The following is a 22801-nucleotide window of genomic DNA, read 5'->3' as shown; positions in this document are numbered from 1 at the left end:
CTGAAGCGCTCGGGGTTGCCCCTCCGGACCCCTTCGCCGCCCGGCCTACCGGGCCCGGCCTACCGGGCAACCTGGTCCAGCTCGTGCCAGCGCTCGTACAGGCGTCCGACCGCGGCCTTGCGCGTGTCCAGTTCGGCGATCAGATCCGGCGCCTCCCGGGCCCGGGTGACGAAAAACTCCGGATCGTTCAAGGTCCGTTCCAGCTCCGCCACCCGCTCCTCCGCCTCCAGAATGGCCGCCTCCATCCCCTCCAGTTCGCGCTGCTCCTTGAAACTCAGCCGCCGGGGGCGGACGGACCGCCCGGAATCGGTGCCCTGGGACGCGGGAACCACCATGCCGCCGGATTCCCAGACCTCCCGGCCCCGACGGGCCTGCGTCTCCCGCTCGAGACGTTTCTCGAGGTAGTACGAGTAGTTGCCCGGCTGCACCCACACCCCGCCCTCCTCGAAGGCGACCACCTGGTCGCAGATCCGGTCGAGAAAGTAGCGGTCATGGCTGACCACCAGCACGCTGCCATCGAAATCCGCCAGAGCCTCCTCGAGCATGCGCAGACTCGGCAGATCCAGATCGTTGGTCGGTTCGTCGAGCACGATCACGTTGCCGCCCCGGCACAGCACCTTGGCCAGCAGCAGTCGCGCCCGTTCCCCCCCGGACAGCCGTTCGACCCGCTCGATCAGCCGCTCGTCCGGAAACAGGAACCGCTTGAGATACGCCCGGGCACTGAGGCGCTGGGTCCCGAAATGAACGATCTCGTTCACACCCGCCACTTCCTCCAGCAGCGTGCGACCCGGATTCAACTGCAGTCGCGACTGGTCGATGTAGTTGAACGCCACCTTCTTCCCGAAGGTCACCGTCCCCTCGTCCGGGGCCCGTTCGCCCAGACACAACCGCAACAGCGTGGTCTTGCCCGCCCCGTTGCGGCCCACCACCCCGGTGCACTGACCCGGCTTCAGCGAGAAGGTCAGACCGCGAAACAACCACCGCGCCTCCGTCCCTTCACCCACCCGCGCCCCCGCCCGTTCGCAAGCCACCGCCACATTCCCCATCTCCGGCGCCGGCGGCAGAATCAGGTCCATCTCCCGCTCCTCCGGCGGCGCCTCCAGACCCGCCGTCGCGTAAAACTTGTCGAGACGGTGACGCGACTTCGACCGCTGCGCCCTCACCCCCGCCCGAACCCACTCCAGTTCCTCCCGCAGGAAACGCTGGCGCCGACGCTCGGCCTGCTCGGCGATCTGCTGCCGCACCGCCTTGGCCTCGAGATACGCCGTGTAATTGCCCGGGTGCGAAAAACACCGTCCCTCGGCCAGCTCGATCACCCGCGTCGCAATCACATCCAGAAAGTACCGGTCGTGAGTCACGAAGATGACCGCCCCCGGAAAGTCCCGCAGAAAGCTCTCCAGCCAGCCGATCGAGTCGGCATCCAGATGGTTGGTCGGTTCGTCCAGCAACAGCAGATCGGGACGTGCCACCAGCGCCCGGCACAGCGCCACCCGCCGCTTTTCCCCGCCCGACAACGGCCCGACCACCGCATCGCGCGGCGGCGCTCCCAACGCCGTCGCGCAGGCCTCCAGCCGCGCCTCGAAATGCCAGCCGTCCGCATCCTGGATCCGGTGCTGCAGTTCCCCCAACTCCGCCTCGCTGCCTTCCCCCGCCTCGTACCGTCGCACCCACTCCAGCAGATCCGCCGCCCCCGCCTCGATGTTCTCCCGCACCGTGCCCGCCCCATCGAGTTCGAACTCCTGCGGGAGATACCCGACCCGCGCCCCCCGGCGCCTGGAAATCTCCCCCCCATCCGGCTCGGCCGCCCCCGCCAGAATCCGCAACAGGCTCGTCTTTCCACACCCGTTTCGCCCCACCAGCCCGACCTTCTCCCCAGGCTGGACACTCACCGAGGCGCCGTCCAACACCCGCTGAAACCCGAACGCCAACTGAAGCTGACTGGCCGACAACAGGGCCGCGGCGGAGGAACTCATCGCACGGTCACCCCCGGCGCGAGCGGGGCGCGGATCATCCGGTACAGCAGCGTCACGTAAGAGGCCCGCACCCGCCGGACATACCCGGGCTGCTGGCTCTCCAGCAGCCGCCGCAGTTCGGGCAGGTTGTAAAACGGCACCGTGAGCTGCGCGTGATGCGCCTGATGATCGCTGAATCCAAACGGCGCGAACAGGTACCGCTCAACGGGGTTGGTCTCGACGTCGATCGTGCTCTGAGGCGCCACCGACAAATCAGCCACCGGCGGACCCGGGAAGAAGTAGTTGTACCCGTGCTCCAGAAACGTCCGGATCCGGTCCATCTGCAGGGCCACCACGAAGATCGGCGCCAGCCAGAACACCGGATAGCTCCACCACCCCACCTGCCAGGCAAACAACGCCCACACCCCGCCCTGCACCACCGCCAGCGGCGCCAGTTGCCTCGCCACCTGCATCGGACCCGGCTGCTCCGCCCCGGCCATTGCATGGGCCCCCTCAAGATCGCCGTCCCCGAAAAACTTCCGTCGCAGCTTGGTCAGAATATCCACGTAGTTCCCCGTGAAGAGCAGCACCAGCCGCGGCCAGCCCGGTCGGGCCCGCAGCAGGGGCCGGTAGATGTACCCGTCGATGTCCTCCTCGATGGATTGCGGCGCCTTGTGATGCTCCAAGTGCGCCCGACGGTAGTTGAACAGCGAGACCCCGACCAGGGACGCACAAAACAGTCCCGCCGCCTCGTTCAGCCACACCGGCTGAAGCAGGGTCTTGTGGGTCGCCTCATGCGAGGCCAGCACCAACCGATACTGCATCAACCCGATCGCCAGGAACGCCAGGGGCCCGGTCCATGCATCCAGGTGTTCCCGCAACACCCAAACCGCCAGCGCCAGAATCGCCAACGTGGACCCCAGGGCCGCCACCGTCGGCCACCACCGCCGCTGCCGTCGCAGTTGCGCAATCCGGTTGCGCACATCCACCGACTCAATCGCCATGGGCCGTCGTTACGCTCACCAGCGCGTGCTTTGCATGATCAGGTCCAACGCCTGCTTCGCCCGCGCATCCCCGCTCTCCGCCCGGCTGGCCAGATCCGATTGCAGGGCCGCCATCTGATCCTGTACCGCAGTCAACTGGTTCGGCGACAGATTGCGCGCCCGCCGCAGCGTCTGCAACAGCATCATCGCCTCCGCCAGGTCGTCCTTTCGAATCGCCACCGCCGCCTGGCCGGCCACCTCACGCAGCGACACCTCGCTGCCCGCCGCCCCGCCCGAAGGCAGGACCAGCACGTCGGTGGTGCTCTCGTCCGGCGCCGTCTCCTCCACCGCAGCCTCCCCCTGGAAAACCGCCTCCAGCGCGTCCGCGTCCACCCCGGAGGATGAACCCCCGGACCCGCAGCCTGACAACACCGCCATCGCCCCCATCAACACCCCGCAGCAAATCGCTTTCATAGCCCTCCCCCTTTCCTCACGGCCCGTCCCCCCTCACGCTGCCCGGCACATTCCACAACCGGCCCGGCCGTCGCGTCGCCTCCCGGTTGAACGCCGTGATCTTCATGTACTCCACATGGCCGTCCACCACCCCCACCGTCGTCCCGATGTTGTGACTCCGCGTGATCCCCTCGCTGGGACTGCTCGATCCGTCGTTGTAATCCCCGGGGCTCCGCTCGTCCGCCTGCCACAGAATGATGTCGTCCGGCTTGAACTGGTGGATCTTGAAGGTCGGCCGCCGGATCTGAAAAGCCGTCACCGACCCGTTCATGATGTAGCTGGAGTACTTCTGCCCGCGGCTCCGGAATTGCACCGTGTTGGTCCGGTCCAGCGGGCACCGGTAGATCTTGTAGGCGGTCAGGTAGGGCCAGAACACCCCCGTCTGGATGTTCGTCTCCGGCCGCGTGTAGGGCGGCGTGCACAACCACCCCGCCCATGGCTGGAAATCCCAGTTGTTGTGCGGCATCCACTCCTCGTTGTCCCCCGTGTACAGGTGGTTCGCCAGCATCATCTGCTTCTGGTTGTTCGTGCACACCGTCCGGTGCCCCTGCTCCTTCGCCTTGCTCAGCGCCGGCAACAGCATGCTCGCCAGAATCGCGATGATCGCAATCACCACCAACAACTCGATGAGCGTGAAACCCCGCGCCTCCCGCGGGAAGTCGGATACCGTCGGTTCGGGATACGGATTCATGGGAAGGAAGCTCCTGCAACCAGATCCTCGCCCCTCCGCCCCGTCGCCGTCCAGCGGTTCTTCCAGGGCACAGGCACAATGCATCCATCCCCCCGGCAACCGCCTCCTCCCCGCCCCGTCACGGCGACGTCGCCTCAATGGCGTAGAATCCCGCCGCCCCACCCACCTCCACCGGCCAGCGCACCGCTCCCGACACCATCGGCGTCACCGTTCCCACCGGAACCCACTCGGGCGCCGAAATCGTCGCCTTGTACAACACCCGGTAGGTCGTCTCCTCGCGCCCCTGCCACTCCAGCTCCCAGGAGGCCGTCCCCGGGGACGTCCCCGCACGCAGCGCCACCTCCAAACCCCGGCTGATCCACACTCGGACCGTCGCCGGTTCCGACTCCAGAAGCCCGTCCGAGACCACATAACGAAACACATCCTCCCCCACGAACCCGGCCTGCGGCTGGTACACCAGCTCGGGCGGAACCCCGGTCAGCCATCCGTTCGCCGGCGACTCCACCACCCGGTAGGTCAATGGGTCCAGATCCACGTCCATCCCCACCAGAGTGATCGACACCGATGCCCCGGTCGTCCCCTCCACCTCCAGGTCCATCGCCACCGGTGCGTCATTGACCGGCGTCACCGTCACCACGACCGTCACCACCGTCGGCCTTCCCGTCTCCGGGATCTCCAGGTACCGGAAACCATCCGAACCCGCATAGTCCGGGTCGGGATGGTACGTCACGGACGGCGGCATCCCCTCGAGCCGTCCCTGCTCCGGATCGTCGATCACTTCAATGCGGATCGGGATACCCCCCTCGCCCGTCGTTCGCATCGGCACCGGCACCGACGTGTCCTCGGCCAGCGTCAGGGACTCCTCGCGGCGCAACGGTTCAGGCGCCTCTTCACGGATCCGCACCCTGGCCGGATTCGAGAGAAGCCCCACCTCATCGACGGCCCGGAAGACGAACTGGTCCTCCCCCGCGAAATTCGGCCCCGGCGTGTACGTCAGGGCCGGCGGCGTCCCGCTGAGCTGGCCCAACGTCGGACCCTGCACGATCTGGTACGTCAGCACTGGGCTGTCCACGTCGAATGCCTCGAGAAGCACCGCCACCGGCACCCCCGGCGCCGTCCCGTAGTCCCGGTCGAAAGCCACCGGCGGGTCCGGTACCGGTTCCACAATCAGCGACGTCGTCACCTGCACAATCCGTTCGCTCCCCACCATCGCAATGTAACGGAACGAATCCGTGCCCCAGTAATCCTCCGCCGGATGGTACGTCAGGACGGGGGCACTGCCGCTCAGGCGCCCCCGCCGCGGTGGCTCCACCAGCACCCACTCGATCGCCACCGCCGCCAACCCCGCGGACAATGTGACCGTCACCGGCTCATCCTCCGGGGTCCTCACCGTCGTTCCCATCAGTTCCACCGGCGTGCCGTCCGCCCGGGCAGTGAAGGGGACCACATTCGAACGGTCGCTCTCCAACCCATCCGTGTTCACCGCCGAAACGGCGAAATGATACCGGATTCCCGGCACCGGCAGCGACAGCGTCACCCGCGTCACCAGGCCCACCGGAATGGTGGCCACATACACGTTCGGACTGAAGCCGTAATGGACCCGGTACTCCGTAAGATTGAATTCCGGGTTCGGATCCCACGCCAGGGTCACCAGCCGCTCCGCCCCCGAGGCCCGACCCACCCCCGCCAGCAACAACGCCGCCAGCGCCCATCCCACCCCGGTCCCCCAGGCGGTCCCACCCCCTCCAACCGCCCCACGCCTAATGGGTTTCCCTACGACAACTTCCTGCATCATGCGACTTCGGGTAAACTCGGAGTGCCGGCGCGTCAATGCCCGGCCCCAGCCGAAGACCCGAATCTCCCTGTCCGCGCCCTTAACGCAAGCCCGCAGCCACCCCCCCCAGATCCCCCGGTGCACCCCAAAGTTGCAGGCGAAAAGCCCACGAATCGGAGGGACGAGCTCCGCGAGTCCTCAATCCACCGCACCCCGCCCCTGCGGCCTCCTGGAACCCGACCCGCCGATGCCACGCTTCCCGATGCTCGCGCCTCTCCCCACCATTCACATTCCACTCATTCCAGATCGATCCGCCCCCAATCCTCCGGCCGTCCCTGCACCCCCGCACGGGGCGCCCAGGCCAGTCGTGACTTGTTGATGTTCTCCCCCGGAGCGGCATCGCGCTTGTCGCCGTCGTACACCAGCACGTTGAACCCGAGCCGCCCCGGCACCGGGCCGCCGTCCGTGATCAGCGCCAGCGGGATCGCCGCCGCCACCCGGTAGCCGTCCGGCATCCGTGCCGACGCCAGCCGCAATCCCGGCGCCGTCCACTCCACCGGACCCTGCCGCGCATCCGCGTCCCGTGCCGCCCGCACCCGTCCGCTCGTGTCGAAGGGAAATATCCCCACCTTCAGCGTCCCTGTCGTGTCGCCCGCCCCCGCTGCCGGATCCACACAAATCTCCACGGAATCGCTCCGCCAGTGACCCCGGATGTCGTCCGGCGCGATGTTCGAGACCACCACGTCGTCCCGAACCAAGACCTCCACCCACAGCGTTTCGCCGCCATGCGCCACCCGCACCCGCGCCGAATGGTCCGCCGCATCGGCGACCTGCCCCTGCCACACCCGGTCCGGCCCGATCTCCAGCAGGGCGCCCCCCTCCCAGTGCGCGCCCGGCCCCAGCGTCATCGCTCCCTCCGGCACCCGGGGAACCCGCGCCCGCGGCACGGCATGCAACCGCGCTTCGGCCTCGATGGACTTCCCCGCCATCGCCCCCCGCAACCGCACCGCCGCACTCCCCAGGGCACCTTCCGGCGGCACGACTTCCATCCGCCAACGTCCCGGCTCGCCACCCCGTTGCAGACCGCTCCATCCCCATCCCTCCGGTCCTTCCCACTTCAAACCCGTCAGCACGACATCCGGAACCTCCGGCGCCACTTCGACTTCGACAAGGTTCCCCTCGCCCGCCACCACCGGCAGATCGGCCGGGAACTCCGCACCCAGATGTTCCAGCCCCTGTTCCCGCGCCCATTCTCTATATCGCACGATCGACGGCCTCGGAACGAAGGCCACCAAGGGTCTCCCGGGTGCCGGTCCCGGATCCGCCCACGCCAGTGGACCGAACGCCGGCAGTCCCGCGAACAGGTCGAAGGCCGCAGATGGGTGCGCGACGGCATTCTTCACCAGCGTGAACGCCTGCGGTCGCCGCAGCCACGGTGCCCCGGCGAATCCGCCAAATCCCTGCGACCGATGATGACTCAGCGCCTCCCCCGCCACATCCGCCGGAATCCGCCCGTCGGGCAGGGGATCGGTCACCCCCACGTGCACCACATCCCTTCCCTGCACCCCGCCGTACACCAACCGCCGTGCCTGCCAGATCCCCAGTCCCTCGTCCGCGAGCTGCTCCGGAAACCGCCCCGGATCCGCCGCCGCCGCAAAGGCCTCCGTCGCCAGCACGCCGGCCGCCTGATGATGCCCGTGCTGCCCCGCCCGCGGCGCCGGATTCATCGTGGCGATGATCTCCGGACGGAGCGCCCGCACCAGCCGCACCAGCCGCCGCAACGCCTCCTCCCGATCCCACACCCGCAGGGTCGCCTCCAGGCTTTCCGTGTAGAAAAAGTCGGTCTGATCCAGGAAGTACGTGTACCGGACCCCCAGCAGCCGCAGGCAGTCCCGCAACTCCGCCTCCCGCAACACCCCGAGCGCCGGGCCCCAGTGGGTCCCCACCATGTTCCCCCCTCCCTCGCCCCGGGTCGCATACACATGCGCCACCCCCTTCCCCTCCCCCAGCGCGTACCGGGCCACCGTCGCCGCCATGCCCACCTCGTCGTCCGGATGCGCGAACACCCCCATCAGATCGGTCTTCAACAGCGCCGCCCCACGCGGCGGCCATTCCGCACCCACCACCAGCCAGGGCACCATCACCACCCACCAACCGCACCTCCGGACCAGGCATTTCACAGGGATCACCTCCCCATCCAACCGTCCCCGCCCTTTCCATTCAATGGCGCATCTTCCACCCGGCGGGCTTCGCCATCCCGGAGGGACGAGCTCCGCGAGTCCCCATCCCATCGCCCCAGGCCCCTTCCGGCCCCATGGAACTCCACCCCCTCCCGCGATCACCGCCCTTCCCCGTCCCCCTTCCGCCCCTCAAACACCGGCAGCTTCAATTCCCACCGCATTGCCGCCAACCGGATCGCCAGCGTCGTACCCACCCCCGCCAGCATCACCCAATCCGCCCCCGGCCAAACCCCGTTCAACCCCACAAACACCGTCGCCCCCGCGATCGCCGCCGTCGCGTACAACCGGATCTCCGGTCGAAACACCAGCGGCAGCTCGTTCATCAGCACATCCCGGAACACCCCGCCAGCCACCCCCGTCACCGTCCCCATCACCACCGCGCTGAATCCGTCCGCTCCCAGCCACAGCGTCTTGGTCGCCCCCACGATCGTGAACAGCGCCAACGCCCCCGCATCCGCCACCTCGTACCACTTCAAGACCGGCCCCAGGTGTCGCACCCACCAAAAGGCCGCAATCCCCGTCCCCGCCGCCGTCAGCGCATACCGCCAGTCCGCAATCCAGAAGACCGGCGTCGCCCCCAGGCAGATGTCCCGCAACGTCCCCCCGCCCAGGGCCGTCACCAGCGCCAGCACCACCACCCCGAACAAATCCACCCCGCGCCCACGCGCCGCCAGCACGCCCGAGATCGCGCTGATCGCCACCCCCACATGCTGCAACCCGATGTACAGCGTCGTCGGATCCGCCAGGTTCATCCCCCCTCCTCCGGGCGCAACGCCCCGTTCACACGCCCAGTTCCGCCTTCACCGCGGCAAACTGCTCCAGCGCGAATTCCAGATCCTCCCGCGTGTGGCCCGCCGACATCTGCGTCCGGATCCGCGCCTTCCCCTGCGGCACCACCGGATAAAAGAACCCCACCACGTACACCCCCCGCGCCAGCATCGCCTCCGCGAACCGCTGCGCCACCGTCGCCTCCCCCAGCAGGATCGGCACGATCGGATGCTCCCCGGGCACCGTCCGCAATCCGATCCGCGCCAGCCCCTCCCGGAACAACCGCGTGTTCGCCTCCAGCCGGTCCCGAAGCTCCGTCGAACCTTCCAGCAACTCCAGCGCCCGGATCGATCCCGCTGCAATGGGCGGCGCCACGGTGTTGCTGAACAGGTACGGACGCGACCGCTGACGCAGCATCTCGACAATCTCCCGACGCCCGCTGGTGTATCCGCCGCTCGCCCCGCCCAACGCCTTCCCCAGCGTCCCGGTCAGGATGTCCACCCGGCCCATGACGCCGTGCAATTCGTGCGTCCCCCGGCCGCGCCGCCCCACAAACCCCACCGCGTGCGAGTCGTCCACCATCACCAGCGCGTCGTGCCGTTCCGCCAGGTCGCAGACCGCCCCCAGATCCGCCACGATCCCGTCCATGCTGAACACCCCGTCGGTGACGATCAGCCGGAACCGCGCGTCCGCCGCCTCCCTCAACTTCGCCTCCAGATCCGCCGCATCGTTGTTCCGGTACCGCAGCCGCCGGGCCTTGCACAACCGGATCCCGTCGATGATCGAGGCGTGGTTCAGTTCATCCGACACCACCGCATCCTCGGGTCCCAGCAGCGTCTCGAACACCCCGCCGTTGGCATCCCAGCAGCTCGTGTACAGGATCGTATCCTCGGTTCCCAGGAAGGCGCTCAGCCGCCCCTCGAGTTCCTTGTGCACCCCCTGCGTCCCGCAGATGAACCGCACGCTCGCCATCCCGTAACCCCACCGCTCCAACCCCTCCCGCGCCGCCTCCCGCACCGCCGGATGCTGGGCCAGCCCAAGATAATTGTTGGCGCACAGATTCAGCACCGGTGCCCCCTCCCCCACCCGCACCCGCACCCCCTGGGGCGTCGCGATGACCCGCTCCGACTTGTACAACCCGGCCGAACGGATCCCGGCCAGTTGCTCCTCGAGATGCGCCAGGAACCGCGCGCTCATTCCCGCCCCCCCGGTCCTCCAACGTGTTCCCAGTCGAGAATCACCTTCCCCGACTCCCCCGACAACGCCACCTCGAAGGCTCCCCGGAAATCCTCGCACCGGAACCGGTGCGTGATCACCGGCCGGATATCCAGGCCGCTCTGCAACATCACCGTCATCTTGTACCACGTCTCGTACATCTCCCGCCCGTAAATCCCCTTGATCGTCAGCATGTTGAAAATCACCGCGTTCCAGTCGATCGCCATCGGCTCGGCCGGGATTCCGAGAAGCGCAATCTTCCCCCCGTGCGCCATCGCCCCGATCATCTCCGAGAACGCCTTCGGGTTCCCCGACATCTCCAACCCCACGTCAAACCCCTCCTTCATCCCCAGCTCCCGCTGCACGTCCTTCAAACTCTCCTTCCGCACATCCACGGCCCGCGTCACCCCAACCCGCCGCGCCAGTTCCAGCCGCCACGGATTCACGTCGGTGATCACCACGTACCGCGCCCCCGCATGCCGCGCAATCGCCGCCCCCATGATCCCGATCGGCCCCGCCCCGGTCACCAGCACATCCTCGCCCAGCACACTGAAGGAAAGGGCCGTGTGCACCGCGTTTCCAAACGGATCGAAGATCGACGCCACCTCCCGGTCCACCTCCGGCGCATGCACCCACACGTTCGTCATCGGCAACGCCAGATACTCCGCAAACGCCCCGGCCCGGTTCACCCCCACCCCCTTCGTGTCCGCACACAGGTGACGCCGCCCCGCCAGGCAGTTCCGGCACCGCCCGCAGACCACATGCCCCTCCCCGCTCACCACCTGCCCGGGAAAGAAATCGTGCACGTTCGCCCCCACCTCCACAATCTCCCCCACAAACTCGTGCCCCACCGCCATCGGCACCGGTATCGTCCTCCGCGCCCACGCATCCCACTTCCAGATGTGCAGATCCGTCCCGCAGATCCCGGTCTTGTGAACCCGGATCAGAACGTCGTTGATGCCGATCTCCGGTTGCGGGATGTCCTCGAGCCACAACCCGGGCTCGCTCCTGGATTTCACAAGTGCCTTCATGTGCGTTCGCGCCCGCCCCCCCGGCCTTTCGCCTTGCACCCATTCCCGGCTCCGGCTTGATTGCTCCGAAATGGCGGATGCGCATGCGCAATATCGGAAGAATCACCTCCGCCCTGCAAGACTTTTCTCCATTATATCGGATATATGACACCCCCCGATCCGGTCCCGCCCCAAGCAACGCCCCAATCGCCACCCGATGCCGTCAGCGCCCACCTCTGCCGCCGTGTCCGTGACCTCCGCAAACGGCGCGACTGGTCCCTCGACCAGCTCGCCGCCGCCTCCGGCGTCAGCCGTTCCATGCTCAGCCAGATCGAACGCCACGAGGCCAACCCCACCCTCGCCGTCACCTGCCGCATCGCCCAGGCCTTCCAGATGACGCTCGCCGAACTCCTCGAATCCCCCTCCGCCCAGTCGTCCATCCAGACCATCCGCAGCGACGACAAAACCCACCTCTTCCGCTCCGACCCCGACTGCCGGATCCGCACCCTCTCCCCCCTCAACCTCGAAAAGGACGTCGAGTTCTACGAAATCCGCCTCGGCCCCGGAGGCGCCCTTCGCAGCGCCCCCCACTTCGCCGGCACCCGCGAGTACCTCACCGTGGTCAAAGGCCGCCTCCGGCTCGAATCCGGCGACGACGTCGAGGAACTCGCCCATGGCGACTCCGCCAGCTACCGCGCCGACGTCCCCCACGCCATCCTCAACCAGGGCCGCACCGAGGCTGTCGCCTACCTCGTGGATATCTATCGGTGACTTTCCCCCATCCGGGGATCGCTCGACTTGCCGCCTTCCAAGGAACTACCCTCCCTCCCGATGCGCCCCGATTCCCAGGCACCCAGCCCAGACGAAGACCCCGTGGCCTGGGGAAGACGCCTCGCCGAGCGGGTCGCGGCCGTCGTGGCCCGGCATCCGGAAGCCGACCCCGAACATGTTCGGTGGACCTTGATCTGCCTCGAACGCAGCCCCGACCAGCGGCTGGCAAGGAGTCTCCAACGTGGCCGAGGTTTTGCCGCTTTCCGACGCTGAGCGGATCCTCCTGGAATCCCTCACCCGTCACCAGGTCCGGTTCCTGGTCGTCGGCCTCTCGGCCGCCGCCTTGCAGGGAGCTCCTGTGGTCACTCAAGACATCGATCTGTGGTTCGAAGACCTTGCTGATCAGCGCATGGCGGCCGCGCTTCGGGAAGTCGGCGCCGCCTACGTGCCGCCCTTTGATCTCAATCCCCCAATGCTCGCCGGCCCAGGCTCGGATCCATTCGACATCGTCCTGAGAATGGATGGGCTGAGAGGTTTCGCCCGCGAATTCGAGGATGCGATCCCGATACGCGTTGCCGGCCTCTCCCTCCCCGTGTTGCCTCTGGCCCGGATCATCGCAAGCAAGACCGCCTCCAATCGGCCCAAGGACCAGGCCGTCCTCCCCGCCCTCAAGGATGCCCTGACCAGCATCAACGCCAGCCCGATCCACCCCCTTGCCTCGCCACCCGTTGCCGCGGATACTGCCCCCCTCGATGGACCCCCTTCCGTCCACGAACCCGCCGTCCCCGGCCCGAACCCAGACGGACCTCTGCCTCGTCCGGATCGTTGCCCGTGAACTCGAATCCCAGCCGGCCCTCGAGGCCGTGAAGGTGGACCACGCGGCCGGATCCCTCTCGGTCGCCACCTTCGGCGATGTCGGTACCCCCTTCGCCGACCGCCTGGCCCGCCAGCTCGCCGACGCCGGCGCGGCCGATCCCGATGGACCAGGTTGCGCCCTGCTCTCCGGGGCCTCCGACTGCGCGGATTGCCCGGCGGCCGACCAGCCCCTCGCCAACAGCCGCCTCACCGTCCAGCACCAGCCCGGCTCCACCACCGTCGCCCGCGTCACCTGCCCCACCGCCCCGCGCTTCTGGCGCTGGCGCGACCAGCCGTTCCCGCGCCTGGTGCCCCGTCAGGTCCGCCTCCCCGACAGCGAGGCCTCCGAACAGGAGTGGAAACCCCAGATCGTCGCCGCCCTCCTGTGTGGCGCCCTGGGCCTCCTCGGGGCCTTCCTCGGAACCCATCCCCTCGCCCCGTCCGCCTTCGCCGCCGCCTACCTCGCCGGCGCCTGGTTCCCCGCCGTCGAGGTCTGGGAACGCCTGCGCCAGCGTCACCTCGACATCCATTTCCTCATGCTCGCCGTCGCCGCCGGCGCCGCCTCCATCGGCGCCTGGGGCGAAGGCGCCATCCTCCTCTTCCTCTTCTCCCTCTCCGGTGCCCTCGAAAGCTACGCCCTAGGCCGCACCCATCGCGAAATCCGCTCCCTCATCCGCACGGCCCCCCGCGAAGCCGTCGTCCTCGGACCCGATGCCTCCGAACACCTCGTCCCCGTCGACCACCTCCGCCCCGGCGACCGGCTCCTGCTCAAACCCGGCGACCTCTTCCCCGTCGATGCCGAGATCGCCCTCGGCAGGACCGCCGCCGACGAATCCAACCTCACCGGCGAAGCCGTTCCCGTGGACAAACAGATCGGCGACACCGTCCTCGGCGGCACCCTCAACCTCTGGGGCTCCGTCGAAGCCATCGCCCTCCGCCCCGCCGAATCCAGCGCCCTCCAGCGCATCATCCGCCTCATCCGCGATTCCCAGCGCCTCAAAGCCCCCTCCCAACGGTTCACCGACCGCTTCGGCACCGGCTACACCGTCGGGATCCTGGGCCTCACCGTCCTCATGTTCCTCGTCTGGTGGGCCGCCGGCCGCCCTCCGTGGATCGGCGCCCCCGACCGCCCCAGCGCCTTTTACCTGGCCATGACCCTCCTCGTCGTCGCCTCCCCCTGCGCCCTCGTCCTCTCCATCCCTTCCGCCATCCTCGCCGCCATCGCCCACGGCGCCCGCCATGGCATCCTCTTCCGCGGTGGAGCGGCCGTCGAAAAACTCGCCGACATCGATGTCGTCGCCATGGACAAGACCGGCACCCTCACCACCGGCGAACTGCGCGTCGATGCCGTCGAAAGCTTTCCTCCCGGCCGCGAAACGGACGTCACCCGCCTCGCCTTCGGCGTCGAACGCCTCTCCACCCATCCCCTCGCCCGCGCCATCGTCCGCCACGGCAAACGTCTCGGCCTCCAACCCCCGCCCGTCCACCACCTCGAAGCCGTGCCCGGCGAGGGCGCCACCGCCCGCCTCGACGACCTCGATCTCCGCCTCGGACGTCGCGACTTTGTCCTCGAAGGTTCCCACCCGGACGCGCCCGAACCGCCCCCGCCCCAACCGGGCACCTCCGAAGTCTGGCTCCGCCACGGACCCCTCGTCGGACGCCTCCTCCTCCGCGACGATATCCGACCCCAGGCCCGCGAGGTTGTCGCCGATCTCCGCGCACACGGACTCCATACCGTCGCCCTCACCGGCGACCGCCATTCCACGGCCGATCACCTCCAGCGCCATCTCGACCTCGACGAAGTCCGCGCCGAACTCCGCCCGGAACAAAAAGTGGCCGCCATCGCCGCCTGGTCCCGTCAGGGCCGCCGCGTCGCCATGGTCGGTGATGGTGTCAACGACGCCCCCGCCCTCGCCGCCGCCCATGTCGGCATCGCCATGGGCGCCCGCGGCTCCGACGCCGCACTCGAACAGGCCGACGTCGTCCTCATGCACGACCGCCTCGAAAACGTCCGCCACGCCCACCACCTCAGCCGCCGCGCCCGACGCATCATCCGCCAGAACCTCGTCATCTCCCTCGGCACCCTCGCCGTCCTCGCCGTCCTCGCCATCGCCGCCCGCCTCCCCCTCTCCCATGGCGTGCTCGGCCACGAAGGCAGCACCGTCCTCGTCGTCCTCAACAGCCTCCGCCTCCTCTTCCCCGCCCGGTCCCGGTCGCTCCCCAGGTGATCCCGGAACGGGTCGCCTTCCGGACGCCACCGCGGATGCATCGCCTCCCTACCCCCGAACCCGCGTCCGCAGTTCCTGTCGCAAACGCTCCAGCCGCCGCGCCTGGGGCGGCAGTATCAATCCCGGTTGCACCCGGTCCGACGCCTCCAGGGCCTCCGCATACTCGCCCCTCGCGTAACGCGCCTCCGTCACCGCCAAATGGAACGCCGAGGCCGCCTGCCGGTCCAGCCGGCCCGGATCCAAGCGGCGCAGAATCTCCCACGCCTCGTTCACCCTCTGGTTCAACAGCAGCGCAAACGCATGGTTGATCTGAAACGCCGCCGCGTTCGGATACTGCGTCACCAGCCGGAAGGTGATCTCCAGCGCCTCCGGAGATTTCTCCTCCAGCGCGATCAGCATCGCCGCCCGGTTGCTCAGCGCCACCGGGCTGTTCGGTGCCAGCCGCAGCATCTCCAGCGTCGATTCCTGCATCCCCTCCAGGTCCCGCGCCGACAACGCCGCCGCAAAAACCAGCTGCCAGTACGGCAGCATCCCGGCCATCTCCGTCCGCTTCCTCCGCAACAGCCCCAACGCCGGCTCCGCCCGCCCGTCCCGCAGCAGCGTGTCCGCAATCCGCATCGCCATCCCGCCGTCCAGGATCGGCACCTGCCCCAAACGTCGCGCCAACGTGTCCGCCATGTGATCCCGCCCGTCCCCCGATTCCGCCCGGTACTCCGCAAACTCCGCCAGGATCCGCGCCATCTCGAAGCTCGCCGTCTGCGTCCTCACCTGGTTCGCCGCCCGACGCACGTCGTTCCATCGCCGCGCGTCGATCAGGATCGACAGGTACACCTCCCAGACCGACGGATGCGTTCCCAGGCGGCCCAGGTTGCCTTCGAGAAACCGGATCGCCTCGTCCCGAAACCCCAGCGCCGCCAGCACCGCCGCATACTCCGCCGCGTCCGTCGGCAACCGCGGCGTCCCCTCGTACGATCGCGCCTTCTCCCGCGCCTTCTCGAGGTCTCCGACCGACGCCAGAAACCGCCAGTACATCGCGTGCTGCGTCACCGACGCCGCACGCCCCTCCTCCAGTCGGTCCAATGCCAGCGCCACGTCGTCCGGCGTCCCCCGTCGCGTCCCCGCCGTCAACACCATGCGCGCCGCCGTCAGCCCCAGGTTTCCCCCTTCCCGTGTCGCCTCCTTCAACCGCAGCAACGCCTCCACCGCCGGTGTCCCCGTGTCCCAACCCGCCCGCCATGCATCGTGGTACAGCCGCTGCCGGGCATCCGCCCCCCACGCCGTCGCATTCGCCTCCCACAACGCCAGGAACGCCTCCACCCGCCCCACCGAAAACAGGCAGCGCGCCCGAACCGCCGCCAGCTTCGCCTCCGCCTCCAGCTTAGAAGCCTCCAGCAGATCCAGCCCGTACCCCGCCACGCGATACTTCTCCAATACGTCCGCCGCCAGTTCCAGGTCCGATACGTTCGTCCCCGTCAACGCCAGCAACCATGTGCTGCTGAACAACGCCGCCGTCACGTGATCCGGACGCGCCTCCGGCACCTCCCGCAAATGCACCAGCAAATCCCGGTGCCGGTCCGGATCCCCCAGGTTGTTCACCAGGGCCCCCCGCCACGCCAGCATCGCCCCGTCGTGGTCCCCACGGGCCTCCGCCCGCCGCGCCGCCCGCCCCAGGGACCACGCCTGGCCCAGGTCCAGCAGGCTGATCTTGACCGTGCCCCGCGGGAAATCCCGGGGCGTCGTCCGCCAGACCTTCGGCAGCGCCAGCGCCAGTCCCGCAATGCCTCCGGTCACCACCAGGAACGCCCAGAAAAACGCCCGGTCCAAGACCAGCATCCGCAGCAGCGGATAACCCTCCAGCCGCAGCGCCAGCCGCTGCCGCAACGTTGGTGTCTCCATCGGTGTTTCCACGCAGTGCCCGTCACCCTACCCGCTTCCCCCGGCCCGGACACCGGAAATCCTCCGCCCCCCTCCCCGCTCGGCAACAGACCCGGATTGTGGCCTCATCGCGCCGATGTTCGAACTCCTGACGACGGACTCCGGGACCCGCGCACGATTGGGCCGACTGACCACCGCCCGCGGAGTCATCGACACGCCCACGTTCATGCCCGTTGGCACCCAGGCTTCCGTCAAGGCCCTCGACCCCCGCGAACTCCTCGAATCCGGCACCCAGATCATCCTCGGCAACACCTACCACCTCTTCGTCCGCCCCGGGCTCGACGTCATCGAGGCGGCCGGGGGTCTGCACCGCTTCATGAACTGGTCCCTGCCGATCCTCACCGACAGCGGCGGATTCCAGGTCTTCAGCCTCGCCAAAATCCGCAGGATCGAGGAACACGGCGTCGCCTTCCGCAGTCACCTCGACGGCTCCCCCCTCTTCCTCGGCCCCCGCGAATCCATGCACATCCAGCGCGTGCTGGGTTCCGACATCGCCATGGTCTTCGACGACTGCCCCCCCGCAGGCGCCCCGGTCCGCGACGTCGAGGCCGCCGTCCAGCGAACCCTGCGCTGGGCGCGCGAATGCCGCGAACAACCCCGCGCCGAGGGTCAACGCGTCTTCGGCATCGTCCAGGGCGGCACCCACCCCGGACTCCGCGAACGCTGCGCCCGCGAACTCGTCGGCCTCGACTTCGACGGCTATGCCATCGGCGGGGTGAGCGTCGGGGAACCCGAACCCGACATGCTGCGGGCGATCGAGATGACCGAACCCCACCTTCCCCCGGCCAAACCGCGTTACGCCATGGGCCTCGGCACACCCGCCCAGATGATCCAGCTCATCGCCCGCGGCGTGGACATGTTCGACTGCGTCCTCCCCACCCGCGTCGCCCGCAACGGCACCGCCTACACCCACCAGGGAGCCTTCAATGCCAAGGCCGGCTACAACCGCATGGATTTCCGTCCACTCGAAGAGGGCTGCGACTGCTTCTGCTGCCAGCGCTTCACCCGCGCCTACATCCGCCACCTGCTCAACGTTGATGAAATCCTCGGCCTGCGCATGGTCAGCGTCCACAACACCCACCTCTACCTCCGCCTCATGGCCGAGGTCCGCCAGCACCTGCAGGCCGGCACCTTCGGGGAGTTCCACCGCGAGTACCTCGCCCGCTACATCCCCACCCGGCGCGTCCTCGCCGCCCGCTCGGCCGACGCCCAGCGTCCCGCCCCGACCGACTCCGGGCAGGCGGGATCTCAGAACAACGTTCCGATCACCGTTCCCAGCACGGAGATCGGACCCTGATCCTCGAGGCCGTCGGTGGCCTTCTCCACCTTCTGCAGGGTGCCCTTCACGCTCTTGAAGAAGGTCTCGTCATTGACGACCTTGCCCGCCAGCCCCTGGCCCTGGTTGATCTTCCCGAGAATCTCCCGAAGGCTGGTCATCGCCTCCGTGGTCTCCCGGTAGAGCGCCTCGTCCCGCATCAGACGGCCCAGCGTCCCCTGCCCGGCGCTGACGTCCGCCACCATCTGCCGCGCCTCGGCCACCGCCGCCTGGGCGTCCCCGCTCAATGCCTGAATCTGCACCGCCACGTCGTTCATGTTGGTGATGGTGCCGATCGCCGCCGTGTACAGCGCATCGTCGCTCACCAGCTTCCCGATGGTCCCCTCCCCGTCCGCAATCTGCTTCGAGACCACCTGGAGATTCCCCAGGATGGCCGTCAGCCGCGGACTGTTGTCCCGCAGAAAGTCCGTGAAGGGACCCAGCAGGTTCTGGAAATTGTCGCCGCCAAACAGGTTCGTGATGTTCCCAACCCCCGACGCCGCCGCATCCAGCTTGGCCATGATCTCGCCCAGATCGGGCAGCGTCTCGGCCGCCAGCTCCGTCCCCTCCGTCACCCGCGGCGCCCCGGGCGATCCAAACGTGAGCGCGACGTAGTTCTGCCCCATCAGCCCGGCGAACCGGATGATCGCCCGGCTGTCCGTCCGCACATCCACGTCCGCTCGCAGCCGCATCGTGACCACCACCTTGTTGTCCTCGATGGCAACACCGCGGACCTGCCCGACCGGCACCCCCGCCAGCTTCACCGGGGCGCCGGGCTGCAGCTCGTTCACCGCATCGAACCGGGCCCGCACATGGGTCGCCTTCCGGAAGAAGGTCAATCCACCGGACACTTCGAGCAGCACGACGGCGGCCAGGATGACAAGGGCGAAGAACACGCCCAACCGGGTTTCAAGCGAACTTTTCATGGCATTCAGTCGGAGACGGAGGTGGCGTTGAAATCGACGGTCAGAAAATCGCGGATCAGGGTGTCCTCGCTGGCGCTCAATCCCTCGGGTGTCCCGACAAACCGCACCGCACCCTCATGCAGAAAGGCGATCCGATGCCCCACCCCCATCGCCAGATCGCGGTCGTGCGTTACCACGATCGACGTCACCCCAAGGCGCCGGTTCAGGTTCCGGATCTCCCGCCCGATGGTCGCCGTCCGCAGCGGATCCAGTTCGCTGGTCGGCTCGTCGTACAGCAGCAACTGAGGTTCCATCACCAGCGCCCGGGCAATCGCCACCCGCTTGCGCATCCCCCCGGACAGCTCGGCGGGCAGCTTGCCCTCCGCCCCCGACAACCCCAGCAGGTGCAGCTTCTCCGACACAATCCGCTCCACCACCGCATGCGGCTGCAGACGATGCTCCGTCAGGTACAACCCCACGTTCTCCCCTACGGTCAGCGAGTTCAGCAGCGCCGCCGACTGGAATACCATCGCCATCCGCACCCGCCCCGCCAGCCCGTCGGACTGGACCGGCTCCCCGTCCACACGAACCTCCCCCGCATCCGGCCGGTCCAGCCCGATGATCTGGCGCAACAGCACCGTCTTGCCGCTCCCGCTGGGGCCCATCAGGACGAACACCTCGCCCGGCTCGATCGTGAGGTCGATCCCACGCAGGACCTCGACACCGCCAAACCCCTTCCGCAGACCGCGGATCTCGACCCCCACCCTGTGTTGCTTCGCGTTCATCAATCGAAGATCAGCAGCGTCCGGGTCAGGGCGTAATCCAGCATCAGGATCAGCACGATCGACTGCACCACCGCCTGCGTCACCGCCTTCCCGATCCCCCGCGGACCCCCGGACGTCCGCAATCCCTGGTTGCATGACACCAGCCCGACGGCCACCGAAAACACCACGCTCTTGATGAGCCCCTTGGCAATGTCGAACCGCTCCACCGTCTCGCCCAGGTTGTTGAAATACTCGGCCCCGCTGATCCCGATCGCCGGGTTGCCCATGGCCACCAGCGCCCCGCCCGTCCAGCCGACCAGCATCGAAAACACCACCAGCATCGGCAACCCCACCGTGATCGCCACCAGGCGCGGCAGCACCAGGTAGTGGATCGGGTTGATGTTCATCGTCCGCAGCGCATCGATCTCCTGGTACACCCGCATCGACCCGATCTCCGCGGCCATCGCCGACCCGACCCGCCCGGCGATCAGGATCGACATCATCACCGGCGCCAGTTCCTCCGCCATCGACAATCCCACCAGGCCGCCCAGCATCGACGAAATCCCCCGCTCCGCCAGCCTCGGCCCGCTCTGCAGCGCCAGGACCCCGCCGATGAACAGCGACAGCATGCAGGCCATGAACAGGCTCGCATTGCCGATCTCGAACAACTGCTCGGCCACCTTCCGGCGCTGCCGCCACGTCTGCGGCAAAGCCGACGCCGTCCGCCCACCCAGCACCATGATCTCACCGATCGTCCGGAACATCGCTCGCTCGCTCCTCGGTTGCGGCCCCGCCCCCGTGGCGTGACCCGAAATGAAACCACTTCCACCGCCGCCCCGCGACGGTCCGTTCGCACTGCACCAATCCGAACAGAAACGAGGTCCGCGACATCGCGGCTTCGTAATCCCGTCGGTACACATTCCACAGAATCGACCGGTTCCCCTTCCCCGTCCGACCATCGTGCTCCCCCCGCCACAGCCCCCATACCGGTGACCAGTTGCGCTCGATCCCCGCCCCCCGCCGCAATGGCTCCATCACCGACAATCCCTGCCACCGCTCCACCCCCTCGGGCGAACGGCTCCACGAAAACAGGGGCCACGAGTCGATCCGCCGCGCCGTCCGCCCGGTCTCCAGATTCTGCTCCCGCAGGTCCACGTAGAGAAACACCGCCCACTGCCGCCGGTCACGGTCGATCGATTCGGTCATCAGATGGCGCCGCCGGTACAGCGGCCACAGATACGACTCCGACTCGAACGTCTCCGTCCGGCCCACACTGAAAAACGGGATCACCCGGTCCAGCGTCTTGCCCTCGCCCCGCGCGAACCCGACGAGCGGCCAGGGCGCGTTCCACTGCCGGAACCGCTCCTCGCGGTTCTCCGTCCACGAGACCAGCGGCCACAAAACCGACGTGTGGTCCCGGGCCGGCGACCGCTCGGCGTAGAACAGCGGCAGCGCCGCATCCACCCGGGCCGGCGATTCCGTGCCCAGACCAAGCCGGTTCCGGAAAAAGACCGGCCACAGGGCAAACGTCTTGTCGTGCCCGGGCACCACCTCGATCTCGTCCACCACATTGGTCCGGACCCCCGGTGCCCGCCGTTCATGCCCGACCAGCGGCCACACCTGCCACCCCCGCAATCCCGGACCCTCCCGCGTATGCACCACCGGAAACAACACGTTCCGCGTGGTCATCGTCCCCTTCCGCGTCTTCAGCCACAAGGGAAACAGAACAAACTCCGCCTCGTCCCGGAACATCCGGTTCCGCAGCGTCCCGTAAAACGGAAACAACGCCCAATAGTCCTGCTCCGGATCCGGTGCGTCCTGGTAGAACCAGAATGGGAACAGGTTGAACCGCCGCACCTCCCGGTCCTCGTCAATGCGCTCCAACCGCGACCCATTGATCCACTGGACCAGTTGCCAGCGCATGTCCTCCCCGTACCGCCGCCACGTGAACAGCGGAGGCAGCACCAGCACCTGCACCCGCTCGCCATCATCCGACCGCAGCACCGAGACCACCGGCGGCACCGCCCACAACGTCTCGTCCTCCCCCTCCCTCCGGTAAAACAACGGTCCCAGCGCCTCGACCCCGTCCCCCGGTTCCAGCGCCAGCGGGAAGGTCTGGAACAGCGGCCCCGCCGCCACCCAAGGCGCCCGCGGTTCCCCCCCCCAGGACAGCCCTCCCACCCCGATCCCCAACGCCAGCAGCACCCACCCCCCGAGGCCGGAAAGGCGACGGCGGGCGAAACGGCGCAAAGCGTTCGTCATCGGAACGGCGCGATCTAACCCGGCCCTTCGCCCGGAACGAAGCCGAAATCGGCGCTCCTCCCCACAGTCGGTGCATCCCCCAGGTTGTGGGCGAGGAGGCAGCGAATCGGAGCGACGAGTTCCGCGAATCCATAACCCACAGCCCACCCCCCGTTACAGCCTCGTGGAACTCGCCAGAATAGTGGGACCGGCATTGTACTGTTGACTTTCTGCCTAGGCTGACGGCCCGCCAGAGGTGGTTTAATGAGCCTGACTTTTTACTGTTGACGATCCGCGAAAGGCACGGACCCGGGAGTTCGTTCCAAAAATAGTGAGACCGGCATTTTAATAACCGCAGTGTAAAGTTGACCATCCAGAGCAAAGCCCTCCCCCAGCGGCCCGATGGGGTTTCTTGGAGTATCCGCGCCGACAGCAACTAAATGCCTGACATTGTTTGTCGGACATCGGAACAGGGCGGCACGCCGGGGGGGGCGATGGACTCGGGGAAGCACCTACTGCCGCGACAGGTCCCGCTGCGGGATATGGCTCATCCCCGGACGGGGGCTCATCCCCAGCCGGGGGCTGCGTATCTCTGGGAAGAAGATGTTTGCCAACCCAAAACCCAATGGGGGTCCGGCACC

The 22801-nt window shown here is 68.0% G+C and carries 18 protein-coding genes; 4 read left to right on the top strand and 14 right to left on the bottom strand.

Features of this window, described 5'->3' with window-relative positions:
- Window positions 1-59: 59 nt before the first annotated feature.
- From KF833_07365 to tdh, 9 genes are all read right to left on the bottom strand, one after another.
- Entirely contained in the window at window positions 60-1973 is a 1914-nt protein-coding gene (locus KF833_07365; GenBank protein ID MBX3745113.1) for an ABC-F family ATP-binding cassette domain-containing protein, read from the bottom strand.
- The gene (locus KF833_07360) at window positions 1970-2956 is read right to left on the bottom strand and encodes a fatty acid desaturase (protein ID MBX3745112.1); all 987 of its coding nucleotides are present in this window, start codon (window positions 2954-2956) and stop codon (window positions 1970-1972) included. The genes KF833_07365 and KF833_07360 overlap by 4 nt, the downstream gene beginning before the upstream one ends.
- Window positions 2957-2971: 15 nt before the next feature.
- The gene (locus tag KF833_07355) at window positions 2972-3409 is read right to left on the bottom strand and encodes a hypothetical protein (protein ID MBX3745111.1); all 438 of its coding nucleotides are present in this window, start codon (window positions 3407-3409) and stop codon (window positions 2972-2974) included.
- Between the two features lie 16 nt (window positions 3410-3425).
- The gene (locus tag KF833_07350; GenBank protein ID MBX3745110.1) at window positions 3426-4139 is read right to left on the bottom strand and encodes a type II secretion system protein; all 714 of its coding nucleotides are present in this window, start codon (window positions 4137-4139) and stop codon (window positions 3426-3428) included.
- 118 nt (window positions 4140-4257) lie between these two features.
- Complete coding sequence (locus KF833_07345; protein MBX3745109.1) at window positions 4258-5856, bottom strand: tandem-95 repeat protein; 1599 nt, start codon at window positions 5854-5856, stop codon at window positions 4258-4260.
- A 353-nt stretch (window positions 5857-6209) separates the two neighbouring features.
- Entirely contained in the window at window positions 6210-8093 is a 1884-nt protein-coding gene (locus tag KF833_07340) for a PIG-L family deacetylase (protein MBX3745108.1), read from the bottom strand.
- A 158-nt stretch (window positions 8094-8251) separates the two neighbouring features.
- Entirely contained in the window at window positions 8252-8905 is a 654-nt protein-coding gene (locus KF833_07335; GenBank protein ID MBX3745107.1) for a trimeric intracellular cation channel family protein, read from the bottom strand.
- Between the two features lie 28 nt (window positions 8906-8933).
- Window positions 8934-10118 (bottom strand): glycine C-acetyltransferase, encoded by a 1185-nt coding sequence (locus KF833_07330; protein ID MBX3745106.1) that lies wholly within the window; start codon window positions 10116-10118, stop codon window positions 8934-8936.
- The gene (gene tdh / locus KF833_07325) at window positions 10115-11167 is read right to left on the bottom strand and encodes an L-threonine 3-dehydrogenase (protein ID MBX3745105.1); all 1053 of its coding nucleotides are present in this window, start codon (window positions 11165-11167) and stop codon (window positions 10115-10117) included. The genes KF833_07330 and tdh overlap by 4 nt, the downstream gene beginning before the upstream one ends.
- A 144-nt stretch (window positions 11168-11311) precedes the next feature.
- Between tdh and KF833_07320 the strand changes: the two genes are divergently transcribed.
- The 3 genes from KF833_07320 (at window position 11312) to KF833_07310 (ending at window position 15000) form a co-directional block, all read left to right on the top strand.
- On the top strand, window positions 11312-11917 hold the full coding sequence (locus KF833_07320; GenBank protein MBX3745104.1) for a helix-turn-helix transcriptional regulator: 606 nt from the start codon (window positions 11312-11314) through the stop codon (window positions 11915-11917).
- A 241-nt stretch (window positions 11918-12158) separates the two neighbouring features.
- On the top strand, window positions 12159-12752 hold the full coding sequence (locus KF833_07315; protein ID MBX3745103.1) for a hypothetical protein: 594 nt from the start codon (window positions 12159-12161) through the stop codon (window positions 12750-12752).
- Window positions 12670-15000 carry a heavy metal translocating P-type ATPase gene (locus KF833_07310; protein MBX3745102.1) on the top strand — a complete coding sequence of 777 codons (2331 nt, stop codon included), beginning with the start codon at window positions 12670-12672 and terminating at the stop codon, window positions 14998-15000. Before KF833_07315 ends, KF833_07310 begins: the two co-directional genes overlap by 83 nt.
- A gap of 48 nt (window positions 15001-15048) precedes the next feature.
- Here the strand turns inward: KF833_07310 and KF833_07305 are convergent, their stop codons facing one another.
- The gene (locus KF833_07305) at window positions 15049-16896 is read right to left on the bottom strand and encodes a hypothetical protein (protein MBX3745101.1); all 1848 of its coding nucleotides are present in this window, start codon (window positions 16894-16896) and stop codon (window positions 15049-15051) included.
- Window positions 16897-17011: 115 nt separating this feature from the next.
- Here KF833_07305 and tgt point away from each other — a divergent pair, with 115 nt between their 5' ends.
- Window positions 17012-18232 (top strand): tRNA guanosine(34) transglycosylase Tgt, encoded by a 1221-nt coding sequence (gene tgt, locus KF833_07300; protein ID MBX3745100.1) that lies wholly within the window; start codon window positions 17012-17014, stop codon window positions 18230-18232.
- Here tgt and KF833_07295 read toward each other — a convergent pair.
- Genes KF833_07295 through KF833_07280 form a run of 4 tightly spaced genes read right to left on the bottom strand, consistent with a single transcriptional unit; the run spans window position 18184 to window position 22181 of the window.
- Window positions 18184-19176 carry an MCE family protein gene (locus KF833_07295; protein MBX3745099.1) on the bottom strand — a complete coding sequence of 331 codons (993 nt, stop codon included), beginning with the start codon at window positions 19174-19176 and terminating at the stop codon, window positions 18184-18186. The genes tgt and KF833_07295 overlap by 49 nt on opposite strands.
- 5 nt (window positions 19177-19181) lie before the next feature.
- Entirely contained in the window at window positions 19182-19940 is a 759-nt protein-coding gene (locus KF833_07290) for an ATP-binding cassette domain-containing protein (GenBank protein ID MBX3745098.1), read from the bottom strand.
- Window positions 19940-20683, bottom strand: a complete 744-nt coding sequence (locus tag KF833_07285) for an ABC transporter permease (GenBank protein ID MBX3745097.1) — start codon at window positions 20681-20683, stop codon at window positions 19940-19942. Before KF833_07285 ends, KF833_07290 begins: the two co-directional genes overlap by 1 nt.
- Window positions 20664-22181, bottom strand: a complete 1518-nt coding sequence (locus KF833_07280) for a hypothetical protein (GenBank protein MBX3745096.1) — start codon at window positions 22179-22181, stop codon at window positions 20664-20666. The genes KF833_07285 and KF833_07280 overlap by 20 nt, the downstream gene beginning before the upstream one ends.
- Window positions 22182-22801: the final 620 nt, after the last annotated feature.

This window comes from Verrucomicrobiia bacterium, from assembly GCA_019634625.1.
GTDB lineage: Bacteria > Verrucomicrobiota > Verrucomicrobiia > Limisphaerales > CAIMTB01 > CAIMTB01.
This window is presented reverse-complemented; position numbering and strand designations above follow the sequence as displayed.